At 73.8% G+C, this 20946-nt stretch carries 22 protein-coding genes; 4 read left to right on the forward strand and 18 right to left on the reverse strand.

Annotated elements, in window-relative coordinates:
* Positions 1-82: 82 nt before the first annotated feature.
* From ACFVVA_RS07225 to ACFVVA_RS07250, 6 genes are all read right to left on the reverse strand, one after another.
* Complete coding sequence (locus ACFVVA_RS07225; protein WP_387686864.1) at positions 83-352, reverse strand: hypothetical protein; 270 nt, start codon at positions 350-352, stop codon at positions 83-85.
* A gap of 134 nt (positions 353-486) precedes the next feature.
* Complete coding sequence (locus ACFVVA_RS07230; RefSeq protein ID WP_359898300.1) at positions 487-1143, reverse strand: response regulator transcription factor; 657 nt, start codon at positions 1141-1143, stop codon at positions 487-489.
* Entirely contained in the window at positions 1107-2540 is a 1434-nt protein-coding gene (locus tag ACFVVA_RS07235) for a sensor histidine kinase (RefSeq protein WP_387686516.1), read from the reverse strand. The genes ACFVVA_RS07230 and ACFVVA_RS07235 overlap by 37 nt, the downstream gene beginning before the upstream one ends.
* Positions 2537-2791, reverse strand: coding sequence for a hypothetical protein (locus tag ACFVVA_RS07240; protein WP_387686517.1), 255 nt, complete (start codon positions 2789-2791; stop codon positions 2537-2539). The genes ACFVVA_RS07235 and ACFVVA_RS07240 overlap by 4 nt, the downstream gene beginning before the upstream one ends.
* 520 nt (positions 2792-3311) lie before the next feature.
* A complete protein-coding gene (locus tag ACFVVA_RS07245; protein WP_387686519.1) occupies positions 3312-3851 on the reverse strand; it encodes a hypothetical protein in 540 nt (179 codons plus the stop codon).
* A gap of 122 nt (positions 3852-3973) precedes the next feature.
* Positions 3974-4561: a restriction endonuclease gene (locus tag ACFVVA_RS07250; RefSeq protein WP_387686521.1), complete on the reverse strand. Its 588-nt coding sequence runs from the start codon at positions 4559-4561 to the stop codon at positions 3974-3976.
* Between the two features lie 453 nt (positions 4562-5014).
* On the opposite strand from ACFVVA_RS07250, the gene ACFVVA_RS07255 reads away from it, so the two are divergent.
* Positions 5015-5425: a hypothetical protein gene (locus tag ACFVVA_RS07255; protein WP_387686523.1), complete on the forward strand. Its 411-nt coding sequence runs from the start codon at positions 5015-5017 to the stop codon at positions 5423-5425.
* Positions 5426-5499: 74 nt separating this feature from the next.
* Here the strand turns inward: ACFVVA_RS07255 and ACFVVA_RS07260 are convergent, their stop codons facing one another.
* From ACFVVA_RS07260 to ACFVVA_RS07300, 9 genes are all read right to left on the reverse strand, one after another.
* Entirely contained in the window at positions 5500-5940 is a 441-nt protein-coding gene (locus ACFVVA_RS07260) for an SRPBCC family protein (RefSeq protein WP_387686525.1), read from the reverse strand.
* A 212-nt stretch (positions 5941-6152) separates the two neighbouring features.
* Positions 6153-7064: a DUF5133 domain-containing protein gene (locus ACFVVA_RS07265; RefSeq protein WP_387686527.1), complete on the reverse strand. Its 912-nt coding sequence runs from the start codon at positions 7062-7064 to the stop codon at positions 6153-6155.
* A 122-nt stretch (positions 7065-7186) separates the two neighbouring features.
* Positions 7187-7507 carry a hypothetical protein gene (locus ACFVVA_RS07270; protein ID WP_387686529.1) on the reverse strand — a complete coding sequence of 107 codons (321 nt, stop codon included), beginning with the start codon at positions 7505-7507 and terminating at the stop codon, positions 7187-7189.
* A 126-nt stretch (positions 7508-7633) separates the two neighbouring features.
* Positions 7634-8587 carry a SigB/SigF/SigG family RNA polymerase sigma factor gene (locus ACFVVA_RS07275; RefSeq protein ID WP_387686531.1) on the reverse strand — a complete coding sequence of 318 codons (954 nt, stop codon included), beginning with the start codon at positions 8585-8587 and terminating at the stop codon, positions 7634-7636.
* Positions 8588-8947: 360 nt separating this feature from the next.
* Complete coding sequence (locus ACFVVA_RS07280) at positions 8948-10630, reverse strand: multicopper oxidase family protein (RefSeq protein ID WP_387686533.1); 1683 nt, start codon at positions 10628-10630, stop codon at positions 8948-8950.
* Positions 10631-10713: 83 nt separating this feature from the next.
* Positions 10714-11931 carry an ABC transporter ATP-binding protein gene (locus ACFVVA_RS07285; protein WP_387686535.1) on the reverse strand — a complete coding sequence of 406 codons (1218 nt, stop codon included), beginning with the start codon at positions 11929-11931 and terminating at the stop codon, positions 10714-10716.
* Between the two features lie 112 nt (positions 11932-12043).
* Positions 12044-12877 carry a carbohydrate ABC transporter permease gene (locus ACFVVA_RS07290; RefSeq protein ID WP_387686537.1) on the reverse strand — a complete coding sequence of 278 codons (834 nt, stop codon included), beginning with the start codon at positions 12875-12877 and terminating at the stop codon, positions 12044-12046.
* Positions 12874-13806 (reverse strand): carbohydrate ABC transporter permease, encoded by a 933-nt coding sequence (locus ACFVVA_RS07295; protein WP_387686539.1) that lies wholly within the window; start codon positions 13804-13806, stop codon positions 12874-12876. The genes ACFVVA_RS07290 and ACFVVA_RS07295 overlap by 4 nt, the downstream gene beginning before the upstream one ends.
* The gene (locus tag ACFVVA_RS07300) at positions 13803-15080 is read right to left on the reverse strand and encodes an ABC transporter substrate-binding protein (RefSeq protein WP_387686541.1); all 1278 of its coding nucleotides are present in this window, start codon (positions 15078-15080) and stop codon (positions 13803-13805) included. Before ACFVVA_RS07300 ends, ACFVVA_RS07295 begins: the two co-directional genes overlap by 4 nt.
* Positions 15081-15290: 210 nt before the next feature.
* On the opposite strand from ACFVVA_RS07300, the gene ACFVVA_RS07305 reads away from it, so the two are divergent.
* Positions 15291-16139 carry a universal stress protein gene (locus tag ACFVVA_RS07305; RefSeq protein WP_387686543.1) on the forward strand — a complete coding sequence of 283 codons (849 nt, stop codon included), beginning with the start codon at positions 15291-15293 and terminating at the stop codon, positions 16137-16139.
* A gap of 36 nt (positions 16140-16175) precedes the next feature.
* Positions 16176-16748 (forward strand): YbaK/EbsC family protein, encoded by a 573-nt coding sequence (locus ACFVVA_RS07310; protein ID WP_387686545.1) that lies wholly within the window; start codon positions 16176-16178, stop codon positions 16746-16748.
* A 56-nt stretch (positions 16749-16804) separates the two neighbouring features.
* Here the strand turns inward: ACFVVA_RS07310 and ACFVVA_RS07315 are convergent, their stop codons facing one another.
* Genes ACFVVA_RS07315 through ACFVVA_RS07325 form a run of 3 tightly spaced genes read right to left on the reverse strand, consistent with a single transcriptional unit; the run spans position 16805 to position 19814 of the window.
* Complete coding sequence (locus tag ACFVVA_RS07315; RefSeq protein ID WP_387686547.1) at positions 16805-17701, reverse strand: ABC transporter ATP-binding protein; 897 nt, start codon at positions 17699-17701, stop codon at positions 16805-16807.
* Complete coding sequence (locus tag ACFVVA_RS07320; protein ID WP_387686549.1) at positions 17698-18819, reverse strand: FecCD family ABC transporter permease; 1122 nt, start codon at positions 18817-18819, stop codon at positions 17698-17700. Before ACFVVA_RS07320 ends, ACFVVA_RS07315 begins: the two co-directional genes overlap by 4 nt.
* A complete protein-coding gene (locus ACFVVA_RS07325) occupies positions 18816-19814 on the reverse strand; it encodes an iron ABC transporter permease (RefSeq protein ID WP_359898319.1) in 999 nt (332 codons plus the stop codon). The genes ACFVVA_RS07320 and ACFVVA_RS07325 overlap by 4 nt, the downstream gene beginning before the upstream one ends.
* 90 nt (positions 19815-19904) lie before the next feature.
* On the opposite strand from ACFVVA_RS07325, the gene ACFVVA_RS07330 reads away from it, so the two are divergent.
* The gene (locus ACFVVA_RS07330) at positions 19905-20864 is read left to right on the forward strand and encodes an ABC transporter substrate-binding protein (RefSeq protein ID WP_387686552.1); all 960 of its coding nucleotides are present in this window, start codon (positions 19905-19907) and stop codon (positions 20862-20864) included.
* Positions 20865-20946: the final 82 nt, after the last annotated feature.

A 20946-nucleotide genomic window follows, 5' to 3' on the forward strand; every position in this document is an offset into this window, starting at 1 on the left:
CCCCCACAGTCCTGACCGAGCACCTCCGTTCACTGGAGAGCAACGGCCTGCCGACCCGGGCCGCAGGTCGGGGGCGTGTCGGTCAGGCGTCCGCGATGTCCGCTTTCGCCGTGCCGAGCATGAGGCCGGGGATCACGACGAGCCGCTCACCCGCCCCCAGGGCCACGCCCTCGGGGAGCCGGCCACGGTAGTCCTCCGTGAGGTCCCGGCCGATCACGGCGACGTCGCCGTTCGAGAGCTGCCAGATGTCCGGGCATTCGTCCCTGCCGTCGGACATGCCGAGTTCCTTGGCGGACTTCCCCAGTCGCTTCTCGAACGAAGCGGAAGGATCGGCTTGCCATCCACGGTCCACGGCTTCCCCCATTGGTGCTTCTTCCGACACGGAGCCTCGCACTTACATCCTATTACCTGACTGGAAGTCAACACAGGGTTCCCCATACGTCGTGCGCCCCTGCGTGGTCGGCGTCGCGGCGCAGCGGCGTGGCCTCAGGGTGTGCGTGTTCCGTTGAGGTAGGCGAGGACGGCGAGGACGCGGCGGTTGTCGTCGTCGGAGGCGCCGAGGTCGAGCTTCGCGAAGATGTTGGAGGTGTGCTTGCTGACCGCGCCCTCGCTGAAGTGCAGCCGTTGGGCGATGGCCGCGTTGGAGCGGCCCTCGGCCATCATCGCGAGGACGTCGCGTTCGCGCGGGGTGAGGAGGGCGAGGGGCTGGTCGTAGGCGTTGCGGGCGAGGAGGCGGGAGATGACCTGGGGGTCCATGACGGTGCCGCCGGCGGCGACGGTGTGGACGGCGTCGACGAACTGGTCGGCCTTGGAGACCCGGTCCTTGAGGAGGTAGCCGACGCCGCCGGTGCCGTCGGCGATCAGTTCCCGGGCGTAGAGCTGTTCGACGTGCTGGGAGAGGACGAGGACCGGCAGGCCGGGCCGTTCGCGGCGGGCGGCGAGCGCGACCTGGAGGCCCTCGTCGGTGTAGGTGGGAGGCAGGCGGACGTCGACCACCGCGATGTCGGGGCGGTGGTCGGCGATCGCGGCGGCCAGTTCGGGTCCGCTCTCCACCGCGGCGACGATCTCGTGCCCGTGGGCACCGAGCAGCAGGGAGAGGCCGTCCCTCAGCAGGACGAGGTCCTCGGCGAGGACAACACGCACGGTAGCTCCATGATCAGCCTGGTCGGACCCCCCGGGGGGCTGGTCAGCGTGAGCGTACCGTCGAACGGGGCGAGCCTGCGCCGGATGCCCTTCAGGCCGCTGCCGCCGTCCGGGTCGGCGCCTCCCCGGCCGTCGTCGGTGACCTCGGCGCGGAGCAGTCCGGCGGCGTGGGTGAGGTGCACGGCGGCGTGCCGGGCGTCGCCGTGCTTGACGGCGTTGGTGAGCGCCTCGCTGACCGCGAAGTAGACCGCCGACTCCACCGGCGCCTCGGCCCGTCCGGGCAGTTCGGTCCGCACGTCGACCTTCAGCGGGACGTCCAGGGCCAGCGCCCGCACGCCTTCGGCGAGGCCGCGTTCGGCGAGGACCGGCGGGTGGATGCCGCGCACCAGGTCGCGCAGTTCCTGGAGGGCCTGGGTGACGCTCTCCTGGGCGTCGGTCACCACCCGCTTGGCCTGCTCCGGATCACGGTCGATCAGTGCCGCCGCCGCGCCCAGACGCAGGCTCACCGCGACCAGCCGGGCCTGCGCGCCGTCGTGCAGATCCCGTTCGATCCGGCGCAGTTCGGCGGCCTGGGCCTCGGTGGCGTCCAGCCGGATCTCGGTGAGCTGCTCGACCCGCCGGGCGAGCCGGGAGCGCTCGGTGGGCCCGAGCAGGGTGCCGGTCCACCGGCCGTGCAGGCGCAGCGCGGGGCGTGCGAGGGCGAGCCCGGCGACGATCGGTACGGGCCCGAGGAGGCCGAGGAGGAGTGCGGGCAGGCCGCCGAACGGCAGGTCGTACGGCAGCGGTGCCTGGACGATCCCGTACAGGCCGGTGCCGACCAGTAGCACGGGTACGGCCGCGACGGCGCCGCCGACCAGCGGGTCGGCGATCAGCCACAGGGCGTCGCGCCACGTCGCTGGGTCGTTCCAGAGCCAGCGGACGCTCAGGGCCATGCTCGCGAACCAGCGGTTCCTGTGGTAGTCGTGGCCGGTCCAGTACCAGCCGTGGAGCGTGCGTTCCAGGGCCGGGCGCGGCCGGTACGGCGGCGGCACGGGCACCTCCGACCAGTGGCCGGCCGCCCACCGGGCCGCCTCGGCGGCAGAGCGGACCATCCGGGTGGCGGCCGGGAAGAGCGGGAAGATCCCGAGGCAGCCCCAGAGCAGGAAGGACAGCAGGAAGACCGTCATCAGCGCCACCCCGACGGGTATCAGCAGTGTCAGGACGGCGAGCCGCCCGAGTGCCCTGGCGGCGGCGCGCAGCTCGCGGGCCGCGGCGCCCGGCTCGCGGACGGCGTCGGCCCGTTCGCGGACGGCGTCGGCCCGTTCGCGGGCGTCGCCGCCGGGCGGGCGTACATCGCCGCCGGGCCCACGGGCGTCGCTGCCCGGCTCGCGGGCGGCTGGGGTCTGCGGGCTGCTCACGAGTCCTCCGGTCGGGTTCGGTGGTGCGGGTCGTTCATGATCGCAGTCGTCCGCCCGGGCAGCCGCGCCCGCACCCGGCCCCGCATCCTCTCCGGTGTCGAACGCTGCTGACCACTGGTCAGCCGGTGGAACGACCCGCGCGGCACGGGCAGCTCGACGCCGTCCACGGCCACCACCGAGCCGAACCGCTTGCGCAGCCCCGACAACCGCAGTGCCGGGGCCCGCTGCCCCGCACCCGCCGCTTCCCGCACCTCGTCCTCCCCGCGTCGTCACGGCCGCCCGCAGCTCAGGGCGGCACGCGATCAACGCTAGGGACGGCGGGACGACGGCAGAATCCACCTGCACCCCCGCCGGGGGTGGGGCTGGACCCACCCCGCCCCGATGCCTCCTCCGCGTCCGCGGCGCGCCCCGGACACGCGGAGGGTGGCACAGTGACGGGTTTCCCACCACGCACTCCTTCCCCCCGGGCCACAATGGTGAGCCCCAGCGCTATCAGGAGGACGTCGTGAGCGACCGGATCCCGCGCGACCGGCAGGGCCAGTGGCGCAGGCAGCGAGGCCTCGGCTCCCGCGGTCCCACCAGGGTGCCCACCCACCCACCGATGCCATCGCCGTTGCCGTTGCCGTTGCCGGACGGGATCGCGGCGCCGGAGGAATCCGAGCGGCGGCCGTCGGGCAAGGGAACCGGCAGACTCGGCGAGCCACTCCCGGACGGCCCGAACCCGGCCCCGCCCGCCGACCCGCCGCAGTAGCCCGGGCCGCGCACCAGGTGTTACGCGGCCTCGAACTTGACCATCGCGTCGCCGGCCGCGGCGGCCGCGGCGAAGAAGTCCCTCAGCCTGCGGAGGTCGGCGGTCAGAGCACCGGCCCACGCCTCGGACCACGGGGTGGCGAACCCGAGGGACACGACCTCGGCCGCCACCGCGGTGTCCACGGTCCTCACCAACCCGTCGACGCCCACCGCGTCCAGGAAGCCCGATGCCGTCCGGACCTCATCCGGCCGGAGCACCCACACCTTGATCTCGGTGAACTCGTCGCCACAGTCGGGATCCCCCTCGACGACCACCCGTTCCTCACCTCCGAACACCGGCAGTCGGGCTGTCGCCGAGTCCGGGCCCGAGCCACCGGCCGCCTTCGTCAGCGCGACGTCCATCAGGTACCCGTTGCGCTCCACGCCCAGCACCGCACCGGCCTCGTCAAGCGGCCCGAAGTCGTCGTCGAACCAGCCGGGCACCAGGGCATGGAGCTCCCTCGGCGACAGTTCGTCCAGAACCGCTCCGTCCACCCGCCGCCAGAAGAAGTCCACGCTCATGCCCCGCCCCTTTTCCTGTTCTCTGCGCCAGGTTAGGCGGGCCCTCCGACAGCCGCCGTCGTGGACGACCGGGCGCCGCCCGGGCGCCCGGGCCTACGGGCGCCGGCCACGGAAGCCGTGGCTCAGGCCCACGGCGGCCTGCCCCTCCCGTCCGCCCACAGGGCGAGCGCCCGCTGGTCGACGGCGCGGATGCCGACCTGGGTGCAGAACGCGGCGGCGGCCTTGGTGAACGAGCTGGTGGTCACCACGGCGGCCAGGTCGCAGTGGTGGACGTCGCGGTAGGTGCCGTTGACCTTCTGGACGTCATCGGAGCCGACGGACGTCCGCGGCCCGTACCGCTTGGCCTGGATGAGGATCCGCTGCCCGGCGGGGGTGGTGGCCAGGACGTCCGCCGCGAGGTCGCCGGCCCCGCCGACCACCTTCACCTTCGTGCAGCCGTCCCGGCGGCACAGGTCCGCCAGCGCGTGCTCGAAGGCCTTCGGGGTCATCGCCAGGAACGGCCCGATGTGCCGCAGTTGGGCGGTCCGCGCATCCAACTCCCGCTGCCGGGTCCGCACTCGCGAGCGCAGGACGGCAACACCCGCGCCCACGCCGGCCACCAGCAGCACGGCGACCAGCACGAGGTGCTGGGCAAGCCAGCGGACCACCAGCGAGGCCAGAACGACCGCGACCAGCGCGACCGCCCCCAGCAGCGGCGCGTTCCGCTTCATCCACCGCACCCGGCGGGCGGTCATCGACCGACGTCGCCGAACAGGACTACGGGCCACGGCACTCCCCCTCACGCCACGGTATTCGGACGAGCGTAGAAGCAGCCGTGCCGGTGCGCCCGCGATCCGGGCGAACTCCGGCGGCCGGACAGCCGAGTTGACCGAATCCCGGCAACCGACGGCCGAACCCCCGCCGTCCCGACCTCCCACGCGTGCAGGCAAAGGCCCTCTCCGACCTGCGGCGCGGTACAGCCTTTGCCATTTCTTGACTATGCTGCGATGCCGGGGCTGCCGGGTCGGGCGGTGCCATGAGGCGTGCCCATCATGCCCGTCGTGCCCGTCATACCCATCGTGCCCGTCATGCCACGCGTCCGGTGGCGAGGGGCAGCCGCGGACCTCCGCTTCGGCCCGCCGCGCTGGATGTCGCCGCGTCAACCCCCTGGAAGGCTCAACACCATGACCCGTCTCTCCTGGCTGTCGCGGGCTGCGGCGACCGTGCTGGTCGTCCTGGAGTCGGTGGCGGTGGTGCTGTACTTCGGCATCGCGGTGCCGCTGCTCTACAACGGCATCGCGTTCGAGGACGAGATGGCGCCGCGGTCGAAGGTGGTACCGCACCTTCTGGCGCTCGGGGGGTACACGATGGCCGGGATCAACGGGTTGGCGGTGCGCGAGCTCTGGCGTCTGCGGCCCGGTGACGGCAGGGTCCTCGTCGTGGCGATGGCCGGGGTGCAGGTGCTGCTGCTGGGGTATGGGGCGCTGTCGGGCAACTACCTGTTCGCGATCTTCGCGGCGCCGGTGCTGCTGTTGCTGGGGGTGCTGGCCGCCTCCGAGTACCGGAGCGGCGCCCGCCGGGCCGCCGCGCGGTGACGGGGGCTGGCCCAAAACTTCCGCAGGGCCGGTGGCACCGTCCGGACTGTCACGCGCAGCGAGCCGCGGTCGGCTCAGCCCGGGCCGCTCGGCCCCCGTCCGCGTGCTTCGGCGTACTCCTTGAACCGTCTCAGGTCCCCCTTCACCCGGTGGTCGACGGCGGCCCTGGCTTCGCCGGTCTTCTCCCCCGGCCGCTCGGGCCGGAGGTCGACTGCGAGGGTGACCCGGGTGTGGCCCGGGTCGAGCCGCCGGAAGGTCACCTTCTCCTTCCGGTCCGCCTCGCCGTCCACGACCCGCCAGGCGATCAGTTCCTCGGGCTCCTGGTCGACGATCTCGGTGTCGTATTCGCGGGTGACGCCGTCGATGCTGGTGCGCCAGTGGATGTGGCGGTCGTCGAGCCGGGTCACCGAGTCGACGCCCTCCATGAAGCGCGGGAACTCCTCGAACTGCGTCCACTGGTTGTAGGCGGTGTGCAGGGGCACGGCCACGTCCACGGATTCCTTCACCGTGCTCATGAGGACCTCCTCGTAGGCTGCGGCCGGGGCCTTCCCGCCCGTCTGTGCACCTGCCCGTCCGGCACCGGCGCAACCATCCCGCATCCCGCCACCGTCCCGGCGGTCCGACCCGACCTCGACCCCGACCCCGCCCCGGACCGGACCCGCCCGGACCAACCGGCCCGGCCCGGGCCGGGCCAAGCCGCCGGAGGGTCCGGCCCGACCGGGTCGGCTCAGGGCGCGGAACGCGGCCCGTCGCCCTCGGCCAGGTGCCGGGTCACGGTGTCGAGGTCCGTGCCCAGCCGCTGGGCGGCGCCGACGAGCAGGCTCAGCGCGGTGTGCGGGGTCACGTCGAACCGTTCGGCGGTGATGCCGATGGCGAGGCCGGTGGCGTGCCGCCGGTCCAGCAGGTCGGCGACCGCCCGGGACAGCGCGAAGCGGTCGAGGGCGGCCGATGCCTGGAGGGCGAGCACCTCCACCAGGCCGAGGGCCGGGGTGCCGGGCTCGACCGGGGTGCGCAGGTAGGCGCTGAACACGGTGCAGCCGTGCGGGTGGGTGCGCAGGTGGGCGCCGGCCACGGCCCGTACGCCGCAGCGCCGGGCCCGGTCGGCGAACCGGTCCGACCGGCCGGGGTCCAGCCGGACCACGACCTGTCCTTCGCCCTGGCGGCGGAGCCGGGGCAGCGGGCCGGCTTCCGAGCCGCCCTGCGCGCGTTCGAGGGCGAGCAGGTAGGAGGGGGTCGCCGCGAAGGTCTCGACCGAGCCGTCGTCGTGCCAGGTGCTGACGGCGGCGCCCACGCAGTCCGGGACCGTGACCCGGGTCAGCTGCACCACGTCGTGCAGGCTCTGGAGGGGCCCGGACCGGACCCGTTCGTGGGCCGCGAGTTCGCCGAGTTCGGCCAGGAGCGCCGCGCGGGCCCGGTCGTTCGCCGGCGCCCCGGCCGTCGCCGTGGCGACGTCGGCCGGGCCTTGGCGTGCCAGCAGCAGGCGGGCCCTGGCGACCGCGCGGACCGCGTCGGCCTCCCCGGTGTAGATGCCGATCGTGTAGCAGACGTCGCGCAGCCGCTGCCCGGCTTCCGGCGAGCTCGACGGGGACAGGGCCTCGTACTCCGCGACCAGCCGGCCGAGCGCAGCGACATCCACCATGGGCATGAGCACCTCCGTGTGTTTACGGAAAGTATGCGCCGATCACGCAGCGAAACCGCGTCGTCGGTCGCCTCACCCCGGTGGTCGGCCCGCCGACGGCCGCCGACACCCGCCGGAGGCCGTCAGTGGACGTCGGGGGCCGTCGAGGGCGTCCGGCCGTCGGCGCAGGCACGGAGCACCGCGAAGGCGGTCGCCAGTGTCAGGGCCCAGCAGCCCGCGAGGCCCCAGAGGAAGGGGGTCTTCGACGCCCCCAGTCCGGCGGCCAGGAGTCCGAGCGACAGCAGCGCGAGCCCGAGGACGGTCCGCTGCCGCAGGCCTCGCACCAGGTCCCAGGCCCGGCCGCGCAGGCCGAGCCGGACGGCGCGCAGCCACGGTTCCGGGGCGCGGTCGCGGCGCGGCGGCCTTCCGGTTCCGCGCGGTCGCGCCCGCTCGTGTCCGCCCATGGTGTCCGCCTCCTCGCCGCGCCGTCCCCCGTGGTCCCGCACCGGGTACCCCGGATGCGCAATCGCTAACGCCCGGCCCCGGCCACAGCCCGACCGCCCGGCGGCCCCCCGAGCCCACCGGCCGTCTCAGCCGGCACCCTCGGCCGCCCCGTCGGTTCCACCGGTCCCGCCGGTTCCGTCGGCCCAGCCAGGGGCGTCGCGGTCCTCCAGTTCCTCGCGCAGCCGGGCCAGGGTGGCGCTGAGCAGTCGGGAGACGTGCATCTGGGAGACGCCGATCCGCTCCGCGATCCGGGACTGGGTCCAGCCGTTCCAGAAGCGGAGTTCGAGGACGGTCTGCTCGCGGACGGGCAGCCGGGCCAGCAGGGGGCGCACCGCGATGCGGAAATCGGCGAGGTCGATGCCGGGGTCGCAGCCGCCGAGGTGGTCGAGCAGGGCGCTGCCGCTCTCGTCGGTGTCCTGGTCGCGCAGGGCGTCCAGGGAGTTGGGGCGGTAGACGCGGCCCGCCATCAGTCCCTCGGTGGCCTGTTCGACGGTGAGGTCCAGGTCCTCTGCGATCTCCTCGGGGCGGGGCAGTCGGCCGAGTTCCTGTTCGAGGCGGTCCGAGCCGCGGGCGACGCAGAGGTAGAGCTCCTGCATGCCGCGCGGGACCCGTACCGGCCAGGAGGTGTCGCGGAAGAACCGTTTGATCTCGCCGGTGATGGTGGGGATCGCGTAGGTGAGGAATTCGACGCCGCGCTGCGGGTCGTAGCCGTCGACTGCCTTGATCAGGCCGATCGTGCCGACCTGGAGGATGTCGTCCATGTCCTCGGCGCGGTGGCGGAAGCGGGCCGCGATGAAGCGCACCAGTGGCATGTTGAGCTCGATGATCGTGCCGCGCACGTAGCTGTAGGCGTGGGTCTCGCGGGCCAGCCCGGCCAGCCGTCCGAACAGCGCGTCGCTCAGTTCGCGGGCCTCGGACTTGCCCATCCGGCGCAGTTCGGCCGCCGTCGGTCTTCGCGGCAGGTCGGGGGGCAGGCCCTCGGGCGGGGCCTCCCGGTCGGTCGTTTCCAGGTGGATGGACACGTGATCACTCCTGGGCATCGGGGTGGACGCCCGGCGACGCGTGCGGATCCGCACCTCGTGCGTCGCGGACTTCTTCCCCCAGGACCCGTGCCCGGTCTCTTCGAGCGCGGTCCCGGCGGCACCGTCCACGGTGCCGAGCAGCCGGAACGGTCACGGCCGCTGCATGAGTGTTCCTACCCCGGGGAGGCGTTTCCGAACGCACGTTCCAGGCGTTCTCCTGCTTCCGGGTGTTCTCCTGCCCGTCTTCCGGGCGGTCGCGCAACGGCACGGCCCGCGCGGGCGGGCGGGCGGGCGGGCGGCGCGCCTCCCGACCGGCGTCCGCGCGGTTGGTCGGGCGCGCCTCCCGACCGGTGTCCGCCCCGCCGGGAGGCGGCACGCTCAGTGGTCGAGCGGGCTGGGCCGTCCCGGCCAGGCGGGCCGGCCCGGCTCCCCGGGCCGCCGCGGCTGGACGTAGTCGACCAGCTGCATCATGCCGAGGTCCTCGTGCTGGAGCTGGTGGCAGTGCAGGACGGTGCGGCCGGTGAAGTCCTCGTACTTGACCAGCAGGGTGACGGTGTCGCCCGGCTTGCCGCCGACCAGGTCGACGGTGTCCTGCCAGACCGGCGGGTCGAGCCGTCGGCCGTTGCGGTGGGTGACGAGGACGTGGTTGGTGTGCAGGTGGAAGGGGTGGTGGAAGGCCGGCATGGAGTCGTCGGTGTGCAGGGTCCAGCGTTCGACGGTGCCGAGTTCCAGGGTGTGGTTGACGAACTCGGGGTCGAACAGGCCGTAGGCGGGGTCGCGGGTGAGGTCGCCGCCGGGGTCGGCCGCGGGGGTGGGGTGGCTGCCGAGGACGCGGTAGGCGTTGGGGAACGGCGGGTCGAAGACCTTCGCGTCGACGTGGAAGACCACCTCGCGGTCGACGCCCGGGTCGGCGAGGTCCTTCTCGTCGAGGAAGGGTTTGCCCTGCGGCAGCGCGGTCGGCAGTTCCATCGGCGGCCGGACGGCCTCGCCCGCCACCTCGATCGTCATCAGCGGCACGGGCACGCCCTTGGCCCGCAGTTCGTACGTCCCGGCCTCGCCGCCCCGGACCAGCACGTCGGCGCGGTTGCCCACGGCCAGGGAGACCGTCTCGGCGGCGACCGGCGCAGGGAAGGTCACGCCGTCCATCGCGATCTGATGCATCGTCAGCTTCTGCTCCCCGGAGGCGATCTGGAGCGAGAGGGTGGTGAAGGCGGTCGCCGCGACGAGGCGCCAGCGCTGGACCTCGCCGGGGCGCAGCGCGAGGGTGGGGTTGACCGCGCCGTTGACGGTGAAGGTGGGCGGGACGGCGGCCAGGGCGTCGCCGGAGGTGAACTCGGGGACCTTCCCGTCCTTGAGCCGGAGTTCGTTGACGCAGACGACCAGGTCGGCGGCGGCCTTGATCTGCGGCACCTCGTCGACGTCGCCCTCGACGATGATGACCCCGGCCATCCCTCCGGCGATCTGTTCGGCGGTGGCGCCGTGCGCGTGGGGGTGGTACCAGTAGGTCCCCGCCGGGTGGCCGGGCGGGATCTCGACGGTGGTCAGGTAGCGCGGCTCGGGGGCGCCGGCCGCGGCCTCGTCGGCGCTGCGCGGCGGGAATTCGCGCATGACGTTGTCGGCGTTCCCCGAGGGCGAGACGTGCAGGCCGTGGGTGTGCAGGTTGAAGCTGTTCGCGCGGTGCGGCCGGTTGTGTCCGCCGTGGTGCGGCGGGTTCGGCGGGTTCGGTGGCAGGCCGTTGACCTGGGTCAGCCAGAGCGTGTCCCCGGCGCGCACCCGCAGGGTGGGCCCCGGGATGGTGCCGTTGTAGGTGCGCGTGGTGACCGTCCCGTAGCCCGGGACGGCGGTGTCCGTGAACCGGACGTCGAGTGCCTGGTCGAGCACCGCCCTCGACCCGTCGGAGGCGGACCGGGAGCTGCGGACGGCCGGCTGCGGGAAGGGGGTCGCGGCCGTCGCGGCCGTCGCGGGCCCGGCGAGGAGCCCGTCGGAGCCCGCCACGAGGATGGCGGCTGCGGGAACGGCCTTGAGTACCGATCGTCGACTGATTCCGACAATTTCTCTCATAGCCGGGCAATCTAGGTCGACTTTCGCGGGCCCCCGGTCAGGCACACCGCGCGCCTGCCGGGGGTTGGGCCTTCCGTACCACGCTACGAACACTCCGGGTGGGTCAGGTTGGCCCCGTTGCGGGGGTCGAAGACGTGGATGCGCGACGTGTCCACCCACAGCTCCAGCGGGCCGCCCTCGGCGGCGCGGGTGGCCGGGTTCAGCCGGGCCACCACACGGTGCTCCTGCATCCCGGTGTCGGCCCGGCCCGAGTCGGCGGCCAGTTCCGCCAGTTCGGCGAGTTCGGCAATTCCGGCGAGGCCGGCGAGGCCCTCGGTCGCCGCCGGTCCGCCCGCCTCCGCGAAGTGGACGTAGACGTCCGAGCCGACCGACTCCCGGACCTCCACGGTCACGGTGACGGTGACCCCTCCGGTGTGCCCCTCGGCCAGGGCGGCGTCCTCGAAGTCCTCGGGGCGGATGCCGACGATCAGTTCGCGCGGCGCGTCCGCGCGCTCCAGGGCGCGCCGGGTGCGGTCGTCCAGCGGCAGGTCGCCCAGCGAGGTGCGCAGGGCGCCCTGCTCCAGTGCGGCGCCGAGGAAGTTCATCCCGGGCGAGCCGATGAACCCGGCGACGAAGAGGTTCACCGGCTCGTCGTACAGCTGCTGCGGCGAGCCGACCTGCTGGACGATGCCGGAGCGCATCACCACCACCCGGTCGCCGAGCGTCATCGCCTCGACCTGGTCGTGGGTGACGTAGACGGTGGTGGTGCCCAGCCGGCGCTGGAGGGCGGCGATCTGGGTGCGCATCTGCACCCGGAGCTTGGCGTCCAGGTTGGACAGCGGCTCGTCCATCAGGAAGACCTTGGGGTCGCGGACGATCGCCCGGCCCATCGCGACCCGCTGGCGCTGCCCGCCGGAGAGGTTCGCGGGCTTGCGGTCGAGGTGCCGGGTCAGGTCCAGGATGCGGGCGGCCTCCTCGACCTTGGCGGCGATGGTCGGCTTGTCGACCTTGGCCAGGCGCAGCGCGAACCCCATGTTGTCGCGCACGCTCATGTGCGGGTAGAGGGCGTAGCTCTGGAAGACCATCGCGATGTCCCGGTCCTTGGGCGCGCGGTCGTTGACCACCTCCCCGGCGATCCGCAGGGTGCCCTCGGTGATGTCCTCCAGCCCGGCGATCATGTTGAGCGTGGTGGACTTTCCGCAGCCGGAGGGGCCGACCAGGATCACGAACTCGCCGTCGGCGATGGTGAGGTCGACGTCGCGGACGGCGAGGGCGCCGTCCGGGTAGCGCTTGGTGATGCCGTCGAGGACGATCTCGGCCACGATCCGCCTTCCTGGTCCGCCGGGTGCGGCGGGCTCAACCTCGGGAACTCGATGCAAGAACTCGATGCAAGAACTCGATGCGGGAACTCGATGCGGGCACTCGATGGAGGTCTCAGCCCTTGACCGCGCCGGCGGTGAGCCCGGCGACGATGCGGCGCTGGAACAGCAGCACGAAGACCACGATCGGGATCGTGATGATCACGGCGGCGGCCGCGATCGAGCCGGTCGGCTGCTCGAACTGGGAGCTCCCGGTGAAGAAGGCGATCGCCGCCGGAACCGTCCGGGCCGAGGTGGTGGAGGTCAGCGAGATCGCGAACAGAAAGTCGTTCCAGCAGAAGATGAAGACCAGGATGCCGGTGGTGAACACGCCGGGTGCCGCCAGCGGCGCGATGACCAGCCGGAACGCCTGCCACGGCGTGGCGCCGTCCACCTTGGCCGCCTTCTCCAGGTCCCAGGGGATCTCCCGGAAGAACGCCGAGAGCGTGTAGATCGCCAGCGGCAGCGAGAAGGTCATGTACGGGATGATCAGCCCGGCCCAGGTGTCGAACAGCCCGAGCGCCCGCTCGATGTCGAACAGCGGCGACACCAGCGAGATCGGCGGGAACATCGCGATCAGCAGCGACACCCCGATCAGCAGCCGCTTGCCGGGGAAGCGCAGCCGGGCCACCGCGTACGCGGCCATGGTGCCGAGCACGACGGCGATGGTGGTGGCGATCACCGCGATGCCGATCGAGTTGACCAGGGCGCGGGTGAACTCGGAGGTCTGGAAGATGCCGCGGTAGTTGGCCAGGGTCCACTGGCGGGGCACGAAGGCGCCGTCGGAGAGGGTGCTCGGCTCCTTGAAGGAGAGCGCCACGATCCACCACACCGGGAAGAGCGCGTAGAGCACGACCACCAGGTTGGCGATGCCCCAGCCGGTCAGGGTCCGGGTGTGCCGGCCGCTCATCGATGCTCCGGTTCCGCGCCGGGCGCGGCCGCGCCGAACAGTTTGACGAAGACCAGCGCGATGAGGGCCACGCAGACGAAGATCAGCACCGAGATCGCCGAGCCGATGCCCAGGTTGAGCGCGGTGAAGAGGTTGTCGTAGCCGAGGATCGACACCGAGCCGGTGCCGTTGGAACCGCCGGTCAGCACGTAGATGTTGTCGAAGATCCGGAAGGCGTCCAGGGTACGGAAGAGCAGGGCGACCAGGATCGCGGGCTTCATCAGCGGCAGGATCACCAGTCGCAGCCGCTGCCCGAAGCTCGCGCCGTCCACCATCGCCGCCCGGACCGTCTCGTCCGGGACGAGGGCCAGGCCGGCGAGCAGCAGCAGCGCCATGAACGGGGTGGTCTTCCACACCTCCGCGAGGATGATCAGACCGACGGCCGGCCACTGCTCCGTCAGCGGGGCGCTGCCCTCCGGCAGCAGGGCGGCCAGGTATCCGGTGCCCGGGGTCCAGGCGTACTGCCAGGAGTAGGCCGCCACCACGGTGACGATCCCGTACGGCACCAGCACCGCGGTGCGCACCGTGCCGCGCCCGAAGAGCGTCCGGTGCATCACCAGCGCGAGCGCCAGGCCGAGCACCAGCTCGACCGCCACCGACACCACGGTGATCAGCACCGTGACGCCGAGCGCCTGCCACCAGAACGGCGAGGTCAGCACCGCGCCGTAGTTGGCGAGCCCGATCCAGTGCGCCTGCTCGGGGAAGCGCAGGTCGTAGCGCTGCAGGGACAGGTAGACGGCGTAGCCGATCGGGTAGGCGGTGACGCCGAGCATCACGATCACCGCGGGGGCGCACAGCAGCAGGCCCAGCCGGCGCTCCTGGCGGGCCCCGCGCGAGGGCTCGGCCGGTTGCGGTGCGGCCGCGGCGGCGGTCTCGGTGGACGGTGTCACGGGATCAGCCCCTTCGAGCCGAGGGCGTCCTGGATCTGCCCGCGGAGGTCGGCCACGTCCTTCTCCGGGTGGATGCCGGCGGGCGGGGAGAGGGTGTGCGAGATGGCGATGGAGACGTTCTGGTAGGCCGGGGTCTGCGGGCGCACGCTGGCGGAGTCGAGGGCGGCCAGCACGTCGGCGGCGAACGGGTAGCTGGCGGTGAGCTCGGCCGTCTCGTACAGGCTGCGCAGCGAGGGCGGCAGGCCGCCCTTCAGCGCGTTGGTGAGCTGGTTGTCCCGGTCGCGCAGGCAGAGGGTGGCCTCGGCGGCGAGGTCGGGGTGCCGGCTGTACGCGCCCACCGCGAGGTCGATCCCGCCGATGGTCACGCTGGCGGGGCGGTCGGCGCTCACCGCGGGGTACGGGGCCCAGCGGAAGTGCGGGAACAGCTCCGGCCGGTTGGCCTTCATCGAGGGGTAGACGAAGGGGTAGTTGAGTTCGAAGGCGGCCGTCCCGGACTCCATCGCGAGCCGGTTCTGGTCCTCCATCTGGTTCGGCAGCGAGGGGTCCGCGGCCACCGACGTCGCCAGGTCGTGCATCACCCCGGCGGCCGTGACGGCGGGCGCCCCGAGCGAGGGCGCCTGCGCGTCGGGGGTGAGGATCGTGCCGCCCGCGCTGGTGACCAGCGTGTTGAACCAGACCGTCAGCCCCTCGTACTGGGCGCCCTGGATCTCCACGAAGTGCGGCTTGCCCTCGGCGGCCAGCTGCTGCGCCCGGGAGAGCATCTCCGCCCAGGTCCCGGGCGGGGCCGGCACCAGGTCGTCGCGGTACCAGAGCAGCTGGGTGTTGGAGTTGTAGGGCACGGCGTACAGCCGGTCCCGCCAGGTCGCGGTCCGCACGGCCGCGTCGAGGGTGTCGGCGGTGGCCCGCGCGCGCATCTCCCCGGTCCACTCGCGGATCCAGCCGGCCTCGGCGAACTCGGCGGGCCAGGTGACGTCCAGGCCCAGGACGTCCACCTCGGTGTCGTGCGCCGCCATCCGGCGCACCAGCTGCTGGCGCTGGCCGTCGGCGCCGCGGGGCAGCTTGTTGTAGCGGATCGTGTAGCGGCCGCCGGACTGCTGCCCGCAGCGGTCGGCGGCCTGCTGGAGGGCGCCCGAGTCGTCCGGGAAGTTGTACCAGTTCAGGGTGACCGGGCCGCCGCTCCCACCGCCCCCGCAGCCCACCAGGGCGGAGGCGAACACGGCCAGTCCGGCGGCGGCGCTCGCCCACCGCGAGCGGAACGTGGGGACCCTCGGCATCGTTCTCCCGCGCTGGGACGGACCGGTCCGGCCGACCCTAGCCGGGCTCCCCCGGCCCGGCCCGGCCTCCCGGGCCGCCGGGCCGGGCGACCAGCCGGACGGCGGAACCCGGCCCCGGGCTCCCGGGAGGCGCCGGTCCGGGTCGGCACGGATACTGGCCGCACCGAAACCTCCGGAGGCTGGGACCGCACCGGAACCGAGGAGCACGCCGTGACCGGACCCGTCGTCGTCGGATTCGACGGCTCACCCGAGAGCCTGGCCGCCGCCGCCTGGGCCGCCCATGAGGCGCAGCGCCGCGGCCTGCGCCTGGACGTCCTCCAGGCCTGGCCCCGGCCGAAGCAGATCGCCCCCGGGAGCAGACCCGGCGACCACCCCGCGCTGGCACAACTCGCCGAGCGGGAGAGCGAGTTGCGCACGCTCGCGCCGGAGGTGGAGGTCGCCGCCACCTCCGTGGCCGCCGATCCCGTCGAGGCGCTGGAGGCGGCCGCGCGCGGGGCCGCCCTGCTGGTGCTCGGCTCGCGCGGGCTGGGCACCCTGCGCGGCTTCCTGGTCGGCTCGGTGAGCCAGGAGGTGCTGCGCCGGGCGGACTGCCCGGTGGTGCTGATCCGGGTCGGCGGGGACGAACCGGACGGCGCGGTGACGGTCGGCCTCGACCTGGCGCACCCGGCGGACGAGGTGCTGGCCTTCGCCTTCGAGGCCGCCGCCCTGCGCTCGGCGCCGCTGCGCGTCCTCCACGTCTGGTCCCCGCCGGCCGGCAGCGAGTACATGTCCTACGGGGCGATCGGCGGTCTGGAGGGCGAGGTCTCCGCCGTCGAGCGCAGCGGGCTCGACGGGGCCCTGGACCCCTGGCGGGCCCGGCACCCCGAGGTGACGGTGACCACCGACCTGATCCGCGGCAAGCCCGCCGTCGACCTGGTGGACGCCGCCGCGACGGCCCGGCTGCTGGTCGTCGGCCGCCGCGTCCGGCGGATGCCGCTGCGCCACCACCACCTCGGCCCGGTGGCGCACGCCGCGATCCACCACGTGCACTGCCCGGTCGCGGTCGTCCCGTACGGCTGACCGGGAGCCGGCCCGGGCGCGCTACAGTCCGGTGCCATGAGTGAGTCCGTACGCCCGCCCTTCGGGAACTTCGCCTCCGCCGTGGCCGCGCTGGAGGCCGGCGCGGAGCTCGCCGCGCCCGTCGCCGACGCGCTGAAGAACTGGGACGACCAGGAGGCCGCCGCCTCGGTGCTCTACGTGGACAGCGATCCGCTGAAGGCGGACACCGCCGTGTTCTGCGCGGCCTACGACACCCCGCCGGAGCTCTCGGCGAACTGTGTGGTGGTGGCCGCCAAGCGCGCCGGGGAGGTGACCCTGGCCGCGTGCCTGGCCCTGGCCACCACCCGGGTGGACGTGAACAAGGCGGTGCGCACCCACCTGGGGGCGCGCAAGGCGTCCTTCGCGCCGATGGACACCGCGGTCGAGCTGACCGGCATGGAGTACGGCGGAATCACCCCCGTCGGCCTGCCCGGCGACTGGCCGCTGCTGATCGACGAGGCGGTGGCCGCGGCCCCGTGGGTGCTGGTCGGCAGCGGGCGGCGGCGGGGCAAGCTCATCCTGCCCGGGTGGGCGCTGGCGAAGCTGCCGGGCGCCCGGGTGCTGCCGGGTCTGGCCGGCAGCACCGGCTGACCGGCCCGGCGGCACCCAGGCCCGGAGCCAGCGGAGCCGAGCCGGCGGGCCCGGAGTCAGCGGGCCCGGGGGGCGAGGCCGACCGGGCAGACCACCGGGGTGCCGTGCACCGGGTCGGTGAGGATCACGCTCTCCACCCCGTACAGCTCGCGCACCAGCTCCGGGGTGACGATGTCGCGCGGCGCGCCCTGGGCGGCCACCTCGCCGTCGCGCATGGCCACCATGTGGTCGGCGTAGCGGCAGGCGGTGCTGAGGTCGTGCAGGACGAGGACGACGGTGCGGCCGCGCCCGGTCGTCAGGCCGCGCACCATCTCCAGCACCTCCAGGGCGTGGCCCATGTCCAGCGCCGAGGTGGGTTCGTCGAGCATCAGGATGTCGGTGTCCTGGGCGACGGCCATGGCGATCCAGGCGCGCTGGCGCTGGCCGCCGGAGAGGGTGTCCAGCGGACGGTCGGCCAGCTCGTGCAGGTCGGCGGCGGTGAGCGCGTGCTCGACCGCCTCGGCGTCGGCGGCGGACCACTGCCGCAGCAGGCCCTGGTGCGGCTGGCGGCCGTAGCGGACCAGGTCACGGACGGTCAGCCCGTCCGGGGCGGTGGCGGACTGCGGCAGCAGGCCGATGATCCGGGCGATCGCGCGGGTGGACAGCGAGGTCAGCGGCTTGCCGTCGAGCAGCACGGCGCCGGAGCGCGGGGCGATGGTCCGGGCGAGGCCGCCGAGCAGGGTGGACTTGCCGCAGCCGTTCGGGCCGACGATGACAGTGACCTGCTGCCGCGGCAGTTCGAGGTCGAGCTCGCGGACCACGATGGTGCGGTCGTGGCCGAGGCTGAGCGCGCTGGTCGCCAGCCGGGGCGCTCCGGCGGCGGTCCCGTCGGGCGCGGTGGTCGCGTCGGGCACGGTGGTCGCGGCGGTCGCGGCGGTCGCGGCGGTCGCGCTGGTCGCGGTGCGGGCGGTCATGCGGTCCTCCGGGGACGGGTGGTGAGCAGCAGCCAGAGCAGGTACGGGCCGCCCACGACGGCGGTGACCAGGCCGGCCGGGACCTCGATCGGCGACAGGACGGTGCGGCCGAGCAGGTCGGCGAGCAGGGTGAAGGCGGCTCCGGCGGCGGCCGAGGTGAGCACCGGGACGCAGCGCGGTCCGGCGATCCGGCGGGCGGCCTCGGGCGCGGCGAGCGCGATCATGCCGAGCGGTCCGGCGACGGCCACCGCCAGGCCCGCGCAGACCACGGCGACCACCAGGACGCCGACCCGCAGGCCGCGCACCCGGACGCCCAGCCCGGTGGCGACGGCGTCGGAGAAGCGCAGCAGCGACAGCCGGCGGCCGAGCAGCACGGCGGCGGGCAGGCAGACCAGCAGGCCGAGCAGGAGCAGACCGACGGCGTCGGCGTCCCGACTGTTGAGGGTGCCGACCGTCCAGGCGTACGCGGAGTTGGCGGCGTCGATGGCGGCGCGGGAGAGCATCAGGTTGGTCACCGCTCCGAAGACCGCGCCGATGCCGAGGCCGACGACCAGGAAGCGGTAGCCGTTGCGGCCGGCCCCGCCACCGAGGGCGAAGGCGAGCGAGGCGGCGGTGGCGGCGCCCACCAGGGCGGCGGCGGAGGGCAGCAGCTGGGTGGCGACGCCGGTGACGGAGGCGACGGCGAAGGCGGTGGCGCCCTCGTTGAAGCCGACGGTGTCCGGGGTGGCCAGCCGGTTCTGGGCGAGGGTCTGCATCAGGCAGCCCGCGACGCCGAGGGCGGCGCCGACGGCCAGTGCGGCCTCGGCGCGGGGCAGCCGCAGTTTCTCCACCAGCAGCACGTCGCGTGCGGTGCCGTCACCGAAGGCGGCGCGCAGGGCGGTCACCGGGTCGAGGTTCGTCTCACCGACGGCCAGGCAGACGGCGGTCACCGCGACCAGGACGAGCAGCAGGGCGGCGCCGCCGAGCAGCGGCCGGACCGGGACGAGCACCGAGCGGCCGCCGAGGGCGAGCAGCCGGGTGCCTGGCGGGGTCGGCGGCCGGGTCGCGGCCGATGGCGTGTCGGGGCTCGCGGCGTTCTTCGCGGCGGCGGCTTTCGCGGTCTTCACGGTGGAGGTCACAGCGCGGGCATTCTGTGCGAGCGGACGACGGCGACCAGGACGGGGGCGCCGCACAGGGCGGTCATCACGCCGAGCGGCATCTCGTACGGGCGGGCCACCAGCCGGGAGGCCACGTCGGCGAGCAGCACGACGGCGGGCCCCAGCAGGGCGGAGACCACGAGCAGCCGGCGCAGGTCCGGGCCGACCAGGGCCCGGGCGGCGAAGGGCACCACCAGGCCGACGAAGGAGACCGGTCCGGCGATCGCGGTGGCGGCGCCGACCAGCAGGGCGACGGCGGTCACCGCGAGGGCGCGGGCCCGGCGGGGCTTGTGGCCGAGGCCGGTGGCGACGTCGTCGCCGAGGCTGAGCGCGGTCAGCGCCGGGCCGGAGAGCAGGGCCAGGACCAGACCGAGCAGCAGCACCGGCAGTACGGCCAGCAGTTGGTCGGTGCCGCGGCCGGCGACCGAGCCGATGGTCCAGAACCGGATCTCGTCGGCGGCCCGGGCGTCGGACAGCAGCAGGACGGAGGAGCCGGCGTTCATCAGTCCGCTCAGCGCCGCGCCGGCGAGCACCAGGCGGACGGGGTCGTCGCCGGCGCCGCGCAGCCGGGCCGCGCCGAGCGCCAGCAGGCAGCCGGCGGCGGCGCCCAGCACGGCGACGTACGGGCCGACGCTCGCGGCGCTGGCGCCGAGCACGATCGCGATCACGACGGCGAAGGAGGCGCCGGTGCTGACGCCGAGCAGGCCGGGCTCGGCCAGCGGGTTGCGGGCGGCGGCCTGCAGCACGGTGCCGGCCACGCCGAGCGCGAGCCCGACCGCGAGGGCCACGGCGGTCCGCGGGACGCGCAGGTGGAAGACGGTGAACCGGGAGTCGGAGTCGCCGTCACCGAGCAGGGTGGCGAACGCCCGTGACGGCCCCACGTCTCCCGCGCCGAGCAGCAGGCTCGCCAGCACGGCGAGCAGCAGTATCGCGCCGGCGGGCAGCAGTCCGCGCAGCAGGAGTGATCGGAATGTCACACCGGGCCTCCCCGTCAGGGCCTTACGTATGGTTAGGCTAACCTCAGAAAAACGGTTCGTCCGTAAACTACCATTCCTCGGAGAACACCCATGCTTGGCACCCGCTTTACCAAGACCCTGCTCGGAACGGCCGTCGTCGGCGCCCTCGCCCTGGGCCTGACCGCGTGCGGCTCCTCGGGTTCCGGCAGCTCCGCGGGTGGCTCCGACTCCTCCTCCACCGCCGCCAAGGGCGGCAAGCGCAGCATCGACACCGCCTTCGGCGCCGTGGAGGTCCCGGCCGAGGCCAAGAAGGTCGTCGCCCTCAACGACACCTCGCTGGACACCGCCCTCTCGCTCGGCGTCACCCCGGTGGGCACCAGCGCCAGCCGCGGCGGCACCACCGCCCCCGCCTACCTGAAGGCCGACGCCGTCCCGCTGGTCGCCACAGTCAAGGAGCCCAACATCGAGGCCATCCTCAAGGCCGGCCCCGACCTCATCCTGGCCTCCTCGGGCATCGAGAAGTCCCAGTACGAGAAGCTCTCCGCGGTGGCGCCGACCATCGTCCCCAAGGCCGGCGACTGGCGCTCGGTGCTCGCCGTGTACGGCGACGCCCTCGGCCGCAAGGACGACCTGACCGCCAAGCTGGACGCGCTGGACAAGCGCGCCGCCAAGGCCGGCGAGGGCAGGACCGGCAGCGCCGTCGTGATGCGCTGGATGCCCAACGGGCCGATCGTGATGAACACCACCAACATGCCCGGCGACCTGCTGAAGAAGGCCGGCGCCGGCACCATGCCGATCGCCGACGGCCTGGGCGCCCAGCCCCACTCGGACCCGCTGTCCCTGGAGAACCTCAACAAGGCCGACGCCGACCGGGTGTTCGTCGCCACCCTGAACGCCGAGGGCGAGAAGGCCCTGGAGACCGCCCGCAAGCAGGAGGCGTTCACCCGCCTCAAGGCCGTCGGCACCAACCAGCTCATGGGCGTCGACGGCCAGGTGTGGAGCAGCAGCTCCGGCCCGATCGCGGCGGAGAAGGTCGTCGAGGACATCGAGAAGGCCTTCGGCGCGAAGTAGCCGCCCCGGCCGGGGAATTACCCCCCCCCGAGCATTCCGAAGGGCCGCCGTCGCAGCGAATGCGGTGACGGCCCTTCCGGCG

This window comes from Kitasatospora sp. NPDC058048 (genome assembly GCF_042885555.1).
Lineage (GTDB): Bacteria > Actinomycetota > Actinomycetes > Streptomycetales > Streptomycetaceae > Kitasatospora > Kitasatospora lactacystinica.